The sequence below is a fragment of the Lachnospiraceae bacterium JLR.KK002 genome, from assembly GCA_036941025.1.
Lineage (GTDB): Bacteria > Bacillota > Clostridia > Lachnospirales > Lachnospiraceae > Petralouisia.
On the sequence record JAYMNP010000001.1, the window covers coordinates 984,409 to 998,252 of the forward strand.

12 protein-coding genes and 1 pseudogene are annotated in these 13,844 nt (G+C 43.5%); 11 read left to right on the plus strand and 2 right to left on the minus strand.

Going from position 1 to position 13,844, the window contains the following annotated elements:
- The first annotated feature begins 43 nt into the window (after positions 1-43).
- The 6 genes from VSQ32_04685 (at position 44) to VSQ32_04710 (ending at position 6,598) form a co-directional block, all read left to right on the plus strand.
- Entirely contained in the window at positions 44-259 is a 216-nt protein-coding gene (locus tag VSQ32_04685) for a hypothetical protein (protein ID MEH2942172.1), read from the plus strand.
- Positions 198-1,007, plus strand: a complete 810-nt coding sequence (gene recO, locus VSQ32_04690; GenBank protein MEH2942173.1) for a DNA repair protein RecO — start codon at positions 198-200, stop codon at positions 1,005-1,007. The genes VSQ32_04685 and recO overlap by 62 nt, the downstream gene beginning before the upstream one ends.
- A gap of 58 nt (positions 1,008-1,065) precedes the next feature.
- Complete coding sequence (locus VSQ32_04695) at positions 1,066-1,686, plus strand: hypothetical protein (GenBank protein ID MEH2942174.1); 621 nt, start codon at positions 1,066-1,068, stop codon at positions 1,684-1,686.
- A gap of 25 nt (positions 1,687-1,711) precedes the next feature.
- Positions 1,712-3,109 carry a glycine--tRNA ligase gene (locus VSQ32_04700; GenBank protein ID MEH2942175.1) on the plus strand — a complete coding sequence of 466 codons (1,398 nt, stop codon included), beginning with the start codon at positions 1,712-1,714 and terminating at the stop codon, positions 3,107-3,109.
- Positions 3,110-3,387: 278 nt separating this feature from the next.
- On the plus strand, positions 3,388-6,015 hold the full coding sequence (gene ppdK / locus VSQ32_04705; protein ID MEH2942176.1) for a pyruvate, phosphate dikinase: 2,628 nt from the start codon (positions 3,388-3,390) through the stop codon (positions 6,013-6,015).
- A gap of 211 nt (positions 6,016-6,226) precedes the next feature.
- Positions 6,227-6,598, plus strand: a complete 372-nt coding sequence (locus tag VSQ32_04710; GenBank protein ID MEH2942177.1) for a hypothetical protein — start codon at positions 6,227-6,229, stop codon at positions 6,596-6,598.
- A gap of 98 nt (positions 6,599-6,696) precedes the next feature.
- Here the strand turns inward: VSQ32_04710 and VSQ32_04715 are convergent, their stop codons facing one another.
- On the minus strand, positions 6,697-7,458 hold the full coding sequence (locus VSQ32_04715; protein ID MEH2942178.1) for a hypothetical protein: 762 nt from the start codon (positions 7,456-7,458) through the stop codon (positions 6,697-6,699).
- Positions 7,459-7,751: 293 nt separating this feature from the next.
- On the opposite strand from VSQ32_04715, the gene VSQ32_04720 reads away from it, so the two are divergent.
- From VSQ32_04720 to VSQ32_04730, 3 genes are read left to right on the plus strand one after another with little or no spacing between them, the layout of a single operon-like run.
- Positions 7,752-8,111, plus strand: coding sequence for a hypothetical protein (locus VSQ32_04720; GenBank protein ID MEH2942179.1), 360 nt, complete (start codon positions 7,752-7,754; stop codon positions 8,109-8,111).
- Complete coding sequence (locus VSQ32_04725) at positions 8,101-8,415, plus strand: hypothetical protein (protein MEH2942180.1); 315 nt, start codon at positions 8,101-8,103, stop codon at positions 8,413-8,415. The genes VSQ32_04720 and VSQ32_04725 overlap by 11 nt, the downstream gene beginning before the upstream one ends.
- A gap of 2 nt (positions 8,416-8,417) precedes the next feature.
- Positions 8,418-9,863 carry a hypothetical protein gene (locus tag VSQ32_04730; GenBank protein ID MEH2942181.1) on the plus strand — a complete coding sequence of 482 codons (1,446 nt, stop codon included), beginning with the start codon at positions 8,418-8,420 and terminating at the stop codon, positions 9,861-9,863.
- Between the two features lie 394 nt (positions 9,864-10,257).
- Here VSQ32_04730 and VSQ32_04735 read toward each other — a convergent pair.
- Positions 10,258-11,653 (minus strand): annotated as a pseudogene (locus VSQ32_04735) (transposase).
- A 169-nt stretch (positions 11,654-11,822) separates the two neighbouring features.
- Between VSQ32_04735 and VSQ32_04740 the strand changes: the two are divergent.
- Both VSQ32_04740 and VSQ32_04745 read left to right on the plus strand, forming a co-directional pair.
- A complete protein-coding gene (locus VSQ32_04740; GenBank protein MEH2942182.1) occupies positions 11,823-12,038 on the plus strand; it encodes a hypothetical protein in 216 nt (71 codons plus the stop codon).
- Positions 11,968-13,761 carry a recombinase family protein gene (locus tag VSQ32_04745; protein ID MEH2942183.1) on the plus strand — a complete coding sequence of 598 codons (1,794 nt, stop codon included), beginning with the start codon at positions 11,968-11,970 and terminating at the stop codon, positions 13,759-13,761. The genes VSQ32_04740 and VSQ32_04745 overlap by 71 nt, the downstream gene beginning before the upstream one ends.
- The last annotated feature ends 83 nt before the right edge of the window (positions 13,762-13,844 follow it).

A 13,844-nucleotide genomic window follows, 5' to 3' on the forward strand; every position in this document is an offset into this window, starting at 1 on the left:
TTGCTGCTGCGGAAAGGAACAGAAGAACAAAGGGGGAATCCAGATGGTAGAACAGGAATGGATGAAATTTGCAAGTACAGGAAGTATTCAGGATTACTTAAACTACAGGGGCCGCAGGGATTCGGAGGGCGTCACAGGGGACGCGACGGTTTCCATGATGGCAGACAGGGAACATATAAGCGGGAGCGTGAAAGAATATGGGACAGACCATAGTGCTGACGGGCATGGTGTTATCTGCAGTCCCGGTGGGAGAATATGATAAGCGTATCACACTTCTGACGAAGGAGAGAGGAAAGATATCAGCCTTTGCGCGCAGGGCAAGGCGTCCGGGCAGCCAGATGATGGCGGCCTGCAGCCCTTTTTCCTTCGGCCAGTTTGAAGTGTACGAGGGGCGCAGTTCCTATACGGTGGTAAAAGGAGAGATATCCAATTACTTCCGGGAACTGGCGCAGAATCTGGATAATGCCTGTTATGGGTTTTATTTTCTGGAACTGGCGGACTACTATGCCAGAGAAAATACGGATGAAATACATATGTTAAAACTTTTGTACCAGTCGCTGCGGGCTCTGGAAAAGGAGAGCCTTTCCAACCGGCTGGTACGCCGGGTTTTTGAACTGAAAACACTGGTAATCAACGGAGAATATCCAAATGTATTTTCCTGCCTGAACTGCGGACGGGAAGAAGAACTGCACTGGTTTTCCACGAAACGGGGCGGAACCCTGTGCAGCCGCTGCGGAACCCTGGGAACGGCGGTTCCGCTGGACCGTTCCACTCTTTATGCCATGCAGTATATTATTACCTCCGACATTGAAAAGCTCTATACTTTTGCCCTTGCTCCGCAGGTTCTTGAAAATCTGGAGAAAATTATGGATGATTATTTTGCAGTTTATGTGGAGCGCAGCTTTCATGCCCTTCAGATTCTGGAAGAAAATGACAGGCTGACGGCCGCTCTGCTTTCTTCTCAGAGTACCGGTGAAGGTTCCGATGAAAATCAACAGTTGCAATAACCGCCGGAAAAGAGTATAATATGTGGGATTCACGTATAAGACTTTGAGGAGGTTGAGGATGAAGAAATTATATTCCATCGGTCTGGTGTGTCTGTTGATGGCCGGGCTGTTGACAGGATGCGGAAAATCTTTGGAGGCGGATCGTGATACCGTATACGTACAGAAAAAAGGCACAGTCGTCAGTGCGGCTATCGCAGATTTTGACAAAGATTATTATGATGAGGAAGAACTGAAGAAGTATATTGATGAGCGTGTGGAGGATTACCAGGAAGAACATGGAAAAAAGAGCGTCAGTGTGGATGAATTTTCTGTGGAGGAAGGCGTTGCAAAACTGCTGATTCAATATGCGGGATGTGAGGAATACGAAGATTTTAACGGAGTGACTTTATTTTCCGGAACCATTCCCCAGGCGCTGGCGGAAGGCTATGGATTTGACGAAGAATTTACAGAGATTGCGGATGGAAAAGCAGCCGGAACCGTGGACAGTAAGACTATAACGGATCTGGATGCGAAGGTTATTGTGTTAAGTGAAAAGGTGGACGTGAAGGTGGACGGAACCATTCAGTACGTTTCTTCCCGGTACACCACCATGAAGGATAAGGATACGGTATCCATCCAGCTTCCGGAGGAAGTGGAGGACGGGGAGGAATCGTCTCTTGTGTATGTAATTTATCAGTAAATATAGAAAAGAAAGAGGTAACAGTATGGAAAAAACCATGGAAAAAATCGTGGCGCTGGCCAAGGCGAGAGGTTTTGTTTATCCCGGTTCCGAGATTTACGGAGGCCTTGCCAATACCTGGGATTACGGTAATCTGGGTGTGGAACTGAAAAATAACGTGAAACAGGCATGGTGGAAGAAATTTGTAATGGAGAATCCCTATAACGTGGGTGTGGACTGCGCCATTCTCATGAATCCTCAGACCTGGGTGGCTTCCGGACACCTGGGAGGATTCTCAGATCCTCTTATGGACTGCCGGGAATGCCATGAGCGTTTTCGGGCAGATAAACTGATTGAGGATTTTGCGGAAGAAAAAGAAATTGAACTGGAAGGAAGCGTGGACGGATGGAATCAGGAGCAGATGGTGAATTTTATTGAAGAACATAAGATTCCCTGTCCTACCTGCGGAAAACATAATTTTACTGATATCCGTCAGTTTAACCTGATGTTCAAGACTTTCCAGGGCGTTACGGAAGATGCGAAAAATACCGTTTATTTAAGGCCGGAGACTGCTCAGGGTATTTTCGTAAACTTTAAGAATGTACAGCGTACCTCCCGGAAAAAAGTTCCCTTTGGTATCTGCCAGATTGGAAAATCTTTCCGAAATGAAATTACACCCGGTAACTTTACGTTCCGTACCAGAGAGTTCGAGCAGATGGAGCTGGAATTTTTCTGTGAACCCGGAACAGATCTGGAATGGTTTCAGTACTGGAGAGGATTCTGCCGCGACTGGCTACTGAGCCTTGGCATGAAGGAAGAAGAACTTCGTCTCAGAGATCATGACCCGGAGGAACTGTCCTTCTACAGCAAAGCCACCACAGACTTTGAGTTCCTGTTCCCCTTTGGCTGGGGAGAACTCTGGGGCATTGCGGACCGTACTGATTATGACCTGACCCGTCATCAGGAGACTTCCGGACAGGATATGAGTTATTTTGATGATGAGAAGAAAGAAAAATACATTCCCTATGTGATTGAGCCGTCTCTGGGAGCAGACCGGGTGGTACTTGCATTCCTCTGCGCCGCTTATGATGAGGAAAACCTGGGAACAGAGGAGAAACCGGATATGCGGACCGTACTCCATTTCCATCCGGCGCTGGCGCCTGTAAAAATCGGCGTGCTTCCCCTTTCCAAAAAATTAAACGAGGGAGCGGAGAAGATTTTCACGCAGTTGTCCAAAAAGTATAACTGTGAGTTTGACGACAGAGGAAATATCGGAAAACGTTACCGGAGACAGGACGAAATCGGAACGCCTTTCTGCATTACATACGATTTTGAATCGGAAAATGACAATGCAGTAACTGTGCGGTTCCGTGACAGTATGGAACAGGAACGTGTGAAAATTGAAGAACTGGACGCATATTTTGCAGATAAATTTGATTTTTGATAATGCAGAATGATATCTGAATGAGGGCACAGGAGCTGCCATCCGTCTCTGACTGATGACAGCTCCTGTGCAGTTTTTCATTTGCACATTATAGTTGGTAAAAAAACGAAAAAACAGACTTGCTATTATTCCAAAATATGTTAGAATATATATGTGCGCTTTGTGAAGTGTGCTGTCTCATTTGTGTAATGGCAGAATATGGTGGGATGGGGCAGTTGCCGGTCCGCAATCCGTATTCGCATAACAATAAACCAAAGTAAATATTAGGAGGAATTCAAATGGCAAACAAATGGGTTTATCTCTTCAAAGAAGGAAATGCAAACATGCGTGAACTTCTTGGAGGAAAAGGCGCAAACCTTGCTGAAATGACCAGCTTAGGTCTTCCGGTACCACAGGGTTTTACAATTACAACAGAAGCATGTACTCAGTATTATGAGGACGGACGTCAGATTAATGAAGAAATCCAGGCTCAGATTAACGAGTACATCGGCAAAATGGAAGAGATTACAGGAAAGAAATTCGGCGATAAAGAGAACCCCCTTCTGGTATCCGTACGTTCCGGTGCAAGAGCTTCCATGCCTGGTATGATGGACACCATCCTGAATCTTGGTCTGAACGAAACCGTTGTAAATGTTATTGCTGAAAAATCCAACAATCCCCGTTGGGCATGGGACTGCTACAGAAGATTCATTCAGATGTATTCCGATGTGGTTATGGAAGTTGGCAAGAAATATTTTGAAGAACTGATTGACAAAATGAAAGCTGACAGAGGCGTAACACAGGACGTTGAGCTTACAGCAGACGACCTGAAAGAGCTTGCTTCTCAGTTCAAGGCTGAATATAAAGAGAAAATCGGTGAGGATTTCCCGGATGATCCGAAGGAACAGTTAATGGGAGCAGTAAAAGCTGTATTCCGTTCCTGGGACAACCCCCGTGCAAACGTATACCGTCGTGACAACGATATTCCGTATTCCTGGGGTACTGCTGTAAACGTACAGAGTATGGCATTTGGTAATATGGGCGACGACTGCGGTACCGGTGTGGCATTTACCCGTGACCCGGCAACCGGCGAGAAGAAACTGATGGGCGAGTTCCTGACAAATGCTCAGGGTGAAGACGTGGTTGCAGGAGTTCGTACTCCAATGCCAATCGCTCAGATGGAAGAGAAATTCCCGGCAGCATACAAACAGTTTACAGAAGTTTGCGCTACCCTGGAAAATCACTACAGAGACATGCAGGATATGGAGTTTACCGTTGAAAATGAGAAGCTCTATATGCTTCAGACACGTAATGGTAAGAGAACTGCTCAGGCTGCTCTGAAAATTGCCTGCGATTTAGTGGACGAAGGCATGAGAACAGAAGAAGAAGCAGTTGCCATGATTGACCCGCGTAATCTGGATACTTTGCTGCATCCCCAGTTCGATGCTGCCGCACTGAAGGCAGCAACACCTGCAGGCAAAGGCCTTGGCGCTTCTCCGGGAGCTGCATGTGGTAAAATCGTATTTTCTGCTGACGATGCTGTGGCATGGGCAGAGAAAGGTGAAAAAGTTGTATTAGTACGTCTTGAGACTTCTCCGGAAGATATTACAGGTATGAAAGCCGCTCAGGGTATCCTGACTGTCCGCGGCGGTATGACCAGCCATGCAGCCGTTGTTGCACGTGGTATGGGAACCTGCTGTGTATCCGGATGCGGAGACATTGCCATGGATGAAGAAAATAAGAAATTTACCCTGGCAGGCAAAGAGTATCATGAAGGAGATCCTATCTCCATCGACGGTACCACAGGTAACATTTATGATGGCCTGATTCCTACCGTTGACGCAACCATCGCAGGTGAATTCGGAAGAATCATGGCATGGGCAGACAAATACAGAACCTTAAAGGTTCGTACCAACGCAGATACACCTGCTGACGCTAAGAAAGCACGTGAACTGGGTGCAGAAGGGATTGGTCTCTGCCGTACCGAGCATATGTTCTTTGAAGAAGACAGAATTGCTGCATTCCGTGAAATGATCTGTGCAGATACCGTAGAAGAGAGAGAAGCTGCTCTGGCTAAAATCCTTCCGTATCAGCAGGGAGACTTTGAAAAATTATACGAAGCTCTGGAAGGCAACCCGGTTACCATCCGTTTCCTGGATCCGCCTCTGCATGAGTTCGTTCCTACCGAGGAAGAAGATATTAAGAAACTGGCAGACGCTCAGGGCAAATCTGTAGAAGACATCAAAGCACTGATTGATTCTCTCCATGAGTTCAATCCGATGATGGGACACCGCGGATGCCGTCTGGCAGTTACCTATCCGGAAATCGCCAAAATGCAGACAAGCGCAGTGATTCGTGCAGCTATCAATGTGAAGAAAGCACATGCTGACTGGGCTCTGAAACCGGAAATTATGATTCCGTTAATCGGCGATATCAAAGAGTTAAAATATGTGAAGAAAGTAGTAGTGGAAACTGCTGACGCAGAAATCGCTGCTGCAGGCGTAGAGTTAGAGTATGAAGTAGGTACCATGATTGAGATTCCGAGAGCTGCACTTACCGCAGACGAAATCGCAAAAGAAGCTGACTTCTTCTGCTTCGGTACCAATGACCTGACACAGATGACTTTCGGATTCTCCCGTGATGACGCCGGAAAATTCCTGGAAGCATACTATGACGCTAAGATTTTTGAGAATGACCCGTTTGCAAAACTTGACCAGACTGGCGTTGGCAAGTTAATGGAAACAGCAATCAAATTAGGAAAACCGGTAAATCCGAAGCTCCATATCGGTATCTGCGGCGAGCATGGCGGAGATCCTTCTTCCGTTGAGTTCTGCCATAAGATTGGTCTGGACTATGTTTCCTGTTCACCATTCCGTGTACCGATTGCAAGACTGGCAGCAGCACAGGCGGCTATCGCCCAGAAGTAGTACACTGGAAGCTGTGTAAATAGTATATTGGTTATATCACAGGATATATAAATAGAAATCTCCTGTTACTTTATCAAAAAAGTAGCAGGGGATTTTTTTATGCACAGTGGCGCATAAGGAAATTCCTGTATAGCAGCAAATGTATATGTATTGGAAAGATTTCAGGTATTGTTAAGGTTTTCAGAATCTGATATGGAAGGAATTAAAACGTATGACAGAAAAGATTTGGACAGCACAGCAAGCAGAGAAATTGTATGGCTTAAAGACAGGAATTACAGTGCCATTACAGGTGATGGAAGAAGTAAAACGACTGGTACAACTGCTGAATTACCATTATGGTTCTGAACGGGATGTGGATAACGAAGATGGCGGTTATGTGGTTTTGCTGCTGCCGGAGGATGAATCAGCGGATATGGATTCTTTGTATTTGAAGTTATTGGAAGAATTCCACTTATGCATAGATACCGAAGAAATGGAAACGCTTCTCTGTAAATCTGGAAAATGGGAATGGCATTCTGATTTGTATATGGTTACGAATGAATATGGAATTACGGTGATATATCCAAAGAGAAGAGGGTGGTAATACCTTAAACTCTCTATAGTATTTAAAGAAACAAATATACTTTTTATATTTTGGCTTAAGGTTCCCCTTACACCGTCAAGGTATAAGGGGAGTAAGATTTAATTCTCCTGTGAAAAGTAAGAAGGCTGGGTAAATTCGAGTATTCCGTAGACATTGCGCATGATAAGTTTTAAATCCTGAAATTCAAATATTATTTTGAAACAATAACCAGATGTTTCAGTATATAAATAAGGTTTGTTAATCTGAAACTCTTGTTCAAATATACTTTCAATATAGTTTTCTAATCCTTTTTCATTGAAAATTAGAAGTATCGTAGTTAAAGACGTGTTGTTTATCTTTTGATAATTATCAGAATCATTAGTATTTGTAGTATAAATTGAATCTATACGAGAAAGAAATTTTTTTAATGGTAATGTTCTTGTTATATTAGTAATTTTGTCTTCCCTGATATCAAATACAGTAATGTCATATGAAGAACATAAGACGCGTATTTGACTAAGATAATAACCTATATCATACCCAATTCTGTTAAAGGATGAAAATATGGGGGATGTCATTGAATTTCCCTTTCTATCAAATGCTATTTTACAACTACGGGCATCCTTTAAAATAGTTGGCTGTGCTGGTATCTTTATTTTTGCTTTTGTGCATTCTTTTTTATATAGTTTAATAAATTGTAATTTTGTTATTCCTGGCGATTTCCGAATAATTTCTTTACAGATTTTTTTTCTTTGCAGGATATCTTTGTTAGAACTCCTTCCAGTAATTCCCTTTGATTTTTTTTTGGTTTGTGATTGAATGTTTTTATTCATGGTATCATTTGTAGAATCTTCTGTTAGCTCATTGATAAAATCGTTCATGATATGTACCTCCAAAAATTTAAAAAAATGAAAAAAAGTACTTGATTTGGAAAAATGAAAAAGTACTGGTTTTATTATGAATTTTAAGTCCAGTAGGACTGGTGTATATACGGTATCTTATGAACGATAGTTAGGCGATATACCAAAAAATGTAAAAATAGTTGCAAACTTGCATGTTGTATAATAGTAGATAGTTGATTCAACGAAGAAACATCAAACTTTCCTGTGCGCACGGGAAAACCGAAAAGTGGATTTTTAATGAAGTATCAATTTTTTATTAGGAGGTTGTCAAAATGAACATTGTTAAATTTGTAAAACCAAAGGTGAGAGAAAATAAATGGTACAAAGGTGAGATTGTAGATTACTCGCTGGATATGGAAAAAAATACGCTGAGGATTTATGTAATAGTAGATAAAGAGCCGACAATTCGATTCATGAGAAAAATAGATGTGAGGCTTGAAGTGAATTCCCATTTTTATAAATTGTGCTATGAGCTTGATTTGTTTAATGATGACCTGTCGGCTGATTTGGATTTGCTTATAGAAACCAGGGTGCTGGTGACTTTTCATCAGGGAGATAACGGTCAGTTCTTCATTGACAAGATAAAACTGGATGCTGAATTCTATGAACAGGAGGAGCAGGATGAAGAATAAATGCAGGAGAAGGGATTGTTATGGCACAGTAGAAAGCTATAGCTACAGGAAGAAGCATGTAATATTACATTTGTCATTTTATGATAGTAACAGACATAGAAAGAACCTTGCTTACAAAATACCAGTATGGAGACTGAATCACAGGCTCCAGAACCTTCCAGTTTTCAGAAAGGATGGCTCATTGGACTTTGGAAGTCTGGAAGGTATGCCAGTATCTATTGAGATAATTCAAAGCGGTAACAGGGTATTTGTGAAAAAAATAGCCTATGACGTATCTTATTACGGAATAGAAAGTGGGGACTGAAAATGGGTAAAAATTCAGATTTAACAGAAAACGTTCAGGAACTGGTAAACAAAAGGCTTTTAAGCTTTGCGAAAGACATCAGGGGAAATTACTATGGACTGATAAACAATGAAAAAAATAGTACGATGGCTTATCCAATTTACGAAAATGACTTCAGGACAGCCTTCAAAAAGTTATATTACCAGCAGTTTCAAAAAGTGCTTCTTATGCAGGAGGTACAGAATGCAGTGGACATAGCCGAGATTCTTGGGGCAGATAACCTGCAGGAGGTAGAGGTATGCAAGAGGATTTATAACAATGGTTCCCAATATGCTTACGAATTAAACAGGGAAAATGGAACCGTTGTATGGATTGAAAACGGGAAGGCGTCCATAGAAACAGTAGAAGGCGTCATTTTCCGGCATTCCGCCAATTACGCAGACCAGGTAAAGCCCGACCTGAGAATCAAGCCGGGAAGACTGCTTCACTATGTAGGAAAGAATTTCAACCTGAAATCTGACAGGGAGGTAAAACTTCTTACGCTGTTCCTTGTCACATCATTCTGGGGGCTGGGCATTAACCATCCCATGCTGGTGCTGACAGGTGAGAAAGGCGCGGGAAAGAGCTCGACTCTTCGGAAACTGGAAAGCCTTATCGACCCCAAAGCCACGGATGTAGGCGGCGGCATTCCAAAAGGAAGTGACGGTCTGGAATTGAAGCTGAACAACAATTATTTTACCTCATTGGATAATTTATCATCCTTAAGCCGGAGAGTGTCTGATATTTTGGCAGTTGCAGTGACAGGGGGCAGCGTATCAAAGCGCGCCCTGTATCAGAATACAAATGAAATCGTATTGGATTTGAAATCAGTGGTCGCCATGAACGGGGTTTCACTGGTTGCAAAGGAAAGCGATTTGCTCGACCGTTCCCTGATTATCGCGCTCAAAAGGATAGAACCGGATGAAATCGTGACGGAGGAAGCGTTACAGAACCAGTTTGAAGAAGACAGACCCAAAATATTAGGCTGTATTTTTAAGGTACTGGCAGCAGCTTTTTATGATAAAAAACCTGTGGGAAAACAGAAGCTGATACGTATGGCTGATTTCCATGTTGCATGTATCAAAGCGGGCAGAGTTTTGGGCATGGCGGAAGAAGAAGTTTCGGAGATACTATGGGAAAACCAGAAAAATATTAACAGAAGCACGTTGGACGGGGACATTGTTGCACTGTGCATTATAGAATTGATGAAGAAAAGAAAAAGATATACAAATTCTATGTCAATGTTACTATGCGACTTGCAGGACATTGCGGCAGAGAACGGAATGGCAGGGAATGTGCTTCCAAAGACACCCAACCACTTAAGAATCAGGATTGACAAGATAAAAAGCAATCTGGAGAATGAGTCCGGCATCCATTATGAAGTGAAGCCAACCTCAACCTTCAAAGAAATAACGATTTGGAAGAAATAAAAAATTTTGCAAAACCTTGCGAAATTTGCGAAAGGCTGAAAAACCATACAGATAAACTAAGGCGGGATATAGTTTCGCAACAGCCGCAAAAAAATCAAAAATTTTTCTGCTTTACCAGCCAGCGGAACAAACAGGGATATCAGGTATATATTATATCTTTGGCTGACTGATAATAGGTAATTGCGAAACAAGTTCAAAATCTTGATTCCAATAGGGCAAAGGCCCGGTTGAGCCGGACTTACAGGAGGTGGATGTGGATAACAAGGATTTTAAGACATGAAAACAAAGCAGATAAGGATATCTGCCCGTGAAATGGTATGCGGTATGTAAGGTTATGCAATCAGAGGTTTTAAACTGCGGATATATTCATGCCTGTGCAGTTTATCAGCCACCATTACAGTAATAAGCTGGGTAATCCCGGCGAGAAGCAGGTCAGCATGAAGCGTTTTTTCATTCTGCGTTTTACGCCCGGCAACACAGAAGCTGTCCTTGAAATGGTTGATTGATTTCTCAACATTTACTCTGATCTTATAGGTGGAATCCCATTCGGCCGTACTACGGAGCGTACCAGGATAGGCGCGCAGGTTTTTCTCGGGATAAATATAAAACATCCTGCCGCAGGGGGATTCAGTACAGGGATTTTCACAGTGGCAGACGCGTTTGCTCTTACCGGTTGATTTATCATATTCCCATTTCATTTTCGGGCATACAAACTTCATGGTTGGCAGTCCGCAGCGGAGATGGGATTTGCTTCCTTCCCGTTTCATTGGAAGGGATGGGTCTTTGGGGCAGCAGGGGATGCCGTCCTTATTCAGCGGGCAGTCGGATTTTGGAAGGGAGATTCTGCCGTTGAGGGGAATGTAAGCCTGCTCAAAGGAAGCTTCCTGTAACAGGTATTTGTAGATTTCAATGGAATCAAATGCGGCGTCTCCCAGAAAAGTTTTCGGATTGATAAGCGGATGCTTGCGAAAGAAATCCTTTAAAGTGGGAATCAATGCCCTGGAATCGGCAAGACTCTTATCTTCATCCGGGGAATCAGATTTTTTTCCAACAATGATGTCAGGATGAGCCGCAAGAAAGTCCTTGTTATAAAAGGAAATATCCCGGACAATGCCGAGTCCGTTGGTAATAATGCCGAATTTATAAGCATAACAGAAATGCCCGTTAATGTACATCTGCTGAATGGCTGGACTGGCGGCAGCATGGGAAGGCATGGAGCCGTAGGCGGCTTTATAAGGGTCAAAGGAATCGGCCATCCCTTTTGCTTTTTTGAAGGCTTTCAGCTGTTTGATGATACGGTTGGCATATTTGGGATTGTTTTCTGTAACCCATGCCTCAATGCCGGAGGTGTCAAAGAGAAGCATGGAAGCTTTCTGTGTATCAATACAATGGCAGATCGGTTCGGTCAAGTCAGCAAGATGATCGAACATGGATTGTAAGTCCGATAAAAAATCCTGTTTGAACCGGGTGAATTTAGAGGCATCCGGGACAACATCAAACCCACAGAAGTCCCGCAGTTCCTGGGAGTATTTCAGGAATATGATCAGCAGGGATGTTGTTGGGATTGAGAAGATAAGCTGTAATAACAGAGCCCTGAGCATTGGATAAAGCAGATGCTTACGGGGCCTGCCAGTGGCAGCATGGAAATGAGAAATAAAGGACACTGGGACCATTTCATCTAAGTTGATGGTATTTTCGAGAAGTGCAAGGAACTGATATTTATCATTATCAAATTTATTTTGGCAATCGGTAAAAATATCTGCCAAAGAGAGCTGTTTATGTGTTATCATATAGATACGACTCCTTTACTGGTGGATATGGATAATTGTTACTGGAGATTTCAATTATACCACAGACCAGTGAGGAGTTGTTTTATTTTGTAACAAAGAGAATCCCGTATTTATGTGGGTTCTGGCGTTTCGCAAACGCCTATGACTGATAAGGCGGAAAGGAGGTCTTATGAATGGAAAACAGCAGAAGAATCAAATGGAGGAATTATTTTCTGCCCGGCTGCTTAAGATGCTGTTCTATGGAAAAGCCATCAACCAGCCAACTTATGACAGGGCTGTGAAAAGCCTGAAAAGAAAGGAGGAGGCACAGTCAGATGGGGGATTTGACAATGAAAAAGCTGCAGAGCCATACCAGCAACAAATACCGGACTTCACCGCTGGATAAAGTGCGCGTATGCTTCTATGGGAGGGTTTCCACACAGCATGAAGCGCAGATGAACGCACTGGAAAACCAGATACAGTGGTATGAAAGCATTTTGTCAGACCATCCAAACTGGGAAAAAATAAATGTCTATGTGGATAAAGGGGTTACCGGTACACAGGCGAAGAAACGCCAGGGCTTCATGCAGATGATAGAGGACGCTTCCAAAGGCGAATTTGACTTAATATGTACCCGTGAGGTGTCAAGGTTCGCAAGGAATACCCTGGACAGCCTGAACTATACCAGGCAGCTTGGCAGAATGGGTGTGGAAGTATATTTTTACAATGACAATATCTGGTCCTGTGAATCAGATGGGGAATTAAGGCTCACACTTATGTCCGCCATGTCGCAGGAGGAATCCAGGCATATCAGCGAGCGGGTGCTTGCGGGGCAGTCCATATCCAGAAAAAAAGGCGTCCTTTACGGGAATGGGAACATCCTTGGCTACCGGCTTGTAAAAGGCAGCAAATCCAGTGAAAACACGTATGAGATTATAGAAGAGGATGCGGAGACGGTGCGCATGGTTTACGACTTCTATCTGGAAGGAATGGGGGTAAAAACCATTGCGGCAAAAATGCAGGAGCTTCACAGGCAGACAGCCAAATCCGGCTGTAAATGGGACGCAACAAAGGTTTTAAGGATTCTGGACAACAAGACCTATGCAGGCTATATCGGCTACCATAAATCCCATACCGCCAGCTTTTTAGACCATACAAGGGTTCCTGTAAGAGACCGTTCCCAATACGAGTATGTGAAAGGGGATTTCCCTGCAATCATCCCGGAAGAGAAATGGAACCGGGTGCAGTCCTTAAAACAGAAGAAAGTGACCTGTGCAGGGCAGGGAAAATATGGGAAGAAACGCTCCAAAGACCGCTGGGTGCGGGTTCTTGTCTGTGGGTGTGGAAGGACATACCATAAATATAAGTGGAGAGTCAATAAATCCGGGGAGGAGTGCTGCGGCTACCAGTGCTGGAACCAGGTGAACAACCGGAAGAAAAGTTACAGAATTAAAAACGGGCTGGACGCAGAAGGGTACTGTGACGTGCCATCCATCTGTGAATGGAAGCTGGACTTCATGCTGAAACATATCTTACAGAAAATCTGGAAAAACCCAAAAGAGACCATCACAGTACTGACGGAAACCATCAAAGAAAACTATGTGGAAGGGCAGGAAACCAATACGGAATTGGGATGCCTGAAACGGGAGCTTGAACGTCTGAAATGCAGGAAAGAAAGGCTTCTGGATATGCGCCTGGATAACCAGATAGAAGAAAGCGCATTTGAGGAAAAAAGAAGGCAGATTCAGGAGCGAACCACAGAAATAGAAAAAAGGCTGGAAGCCAGCATAGGGCAGGAAGTGACAGAAAGCACAGAAGATATCAGCAGTGCCATACGGAAAGTAAAAGACGTGCTGGAAAATGCCTGCAACCTGAAGCAGAAGAAAATAGATGGAAACCTGATAGAAGCATTGGTGGAGCGGGTGACACCGACAGAAGAAGGCGTTTTTAAATGGTATCTGAACTGCAAAGCCACAGAAGACGCAACATTTGATGAAAAAGAGTATACCTTTTGTGATTCCTTCTGCTTATGCTTTGAGGAAGCAAAGGCATACCGAAAACAGTATGGGAATTTCATACGGGCGAACCAGTGGAGGGACTTACAGGTAGAAATCTTTATTGCAAAATAAAGAAGAACAGGCAGAAATTATTTGCAGCATAGAAAGCAGGTGGAAGCCCATATTACAGAAGAAAGCAGATAAAAGCCCGTATC

Coding starts and splice junctions, on each gene's coding strand:
- VSQ32_04685 (MEH2942172.1), top strand. CDS start 44: ATGGTAGAACAGGAATGGATGAAATTTGCAAGTACAGGAAGTATTCAG.
- recO (MEH2942173.1), top strand. CDS start 198: ATGGGACAGACCATAGTGCTGACGGGCATGGTGTTATCTGCAGTCCCG.
- VSQ32_04695 (MEH2942174.1), top strand. CDS start 1,066: ATGAAGAAATTATATTCCATCGGTCTGGTGTGTCTGTTGATGGCCGGG.
- VSQ32_04700 (MEH2942175.1), top strand. CDS start 1,712: ATGGAAAAAACCATGGAAAAAATCGTGGCGCTGGCCAAGGCGAGAGGT.
- ppdK (MEH2942176.1), top strand. CDS start 3,388: ATGGCAAACAAATGGGTTTATCTCTTCAAAGAAGGAAATGCAAACATG.
- VSQ32_04710 (MEH2942177.1), top strand. CDS start 6,227: ATGACAGAAAAGATTTGGACAGCACAGCAAGCAGAGAAATTGTATGGC.
- VSQ32_04715 (MEH2942178.1), bottom strand. CDS start 7,458: ATGAACGATTTTATCAATGAGCTAACAGAAGATTCTACAAATGATACC.
- VSQ32_04720 (MEH2942179.1), top strand. CDS start 7,752: ATGAACATTGTTAAATTTGTAAAACCAAAGGTGAGAGAAAATAAATGG.
- VSQ32_04725 (MEH2942180.1), top strand. CDS start 8,101: ATGAAGAATAAATGCAGGAGAAGGGATTGTTATGGCACAGTAGAAAGC.
- VSQ32_04730 (MEH2942181.1), top strand. CDS start 8,418: ATGGGTAAAAATTCAGATTTAACAGAAAACGTTCAGGAACTGGTAAAC.
- VSQ32_04740 (MEH2942182.1), top strand. CDS start 11,823: ATGAATGGAAAACAGCAGAAGAATCAAATGGAGGAATTATTTTCTGCC.
- VSQ32_04745 (MEH2942183.1), top strand. CDS start 11,968: ATGGGGGATTTGACAATGAAAAAGCTGCAGAGCCATACCAGCAACAAA.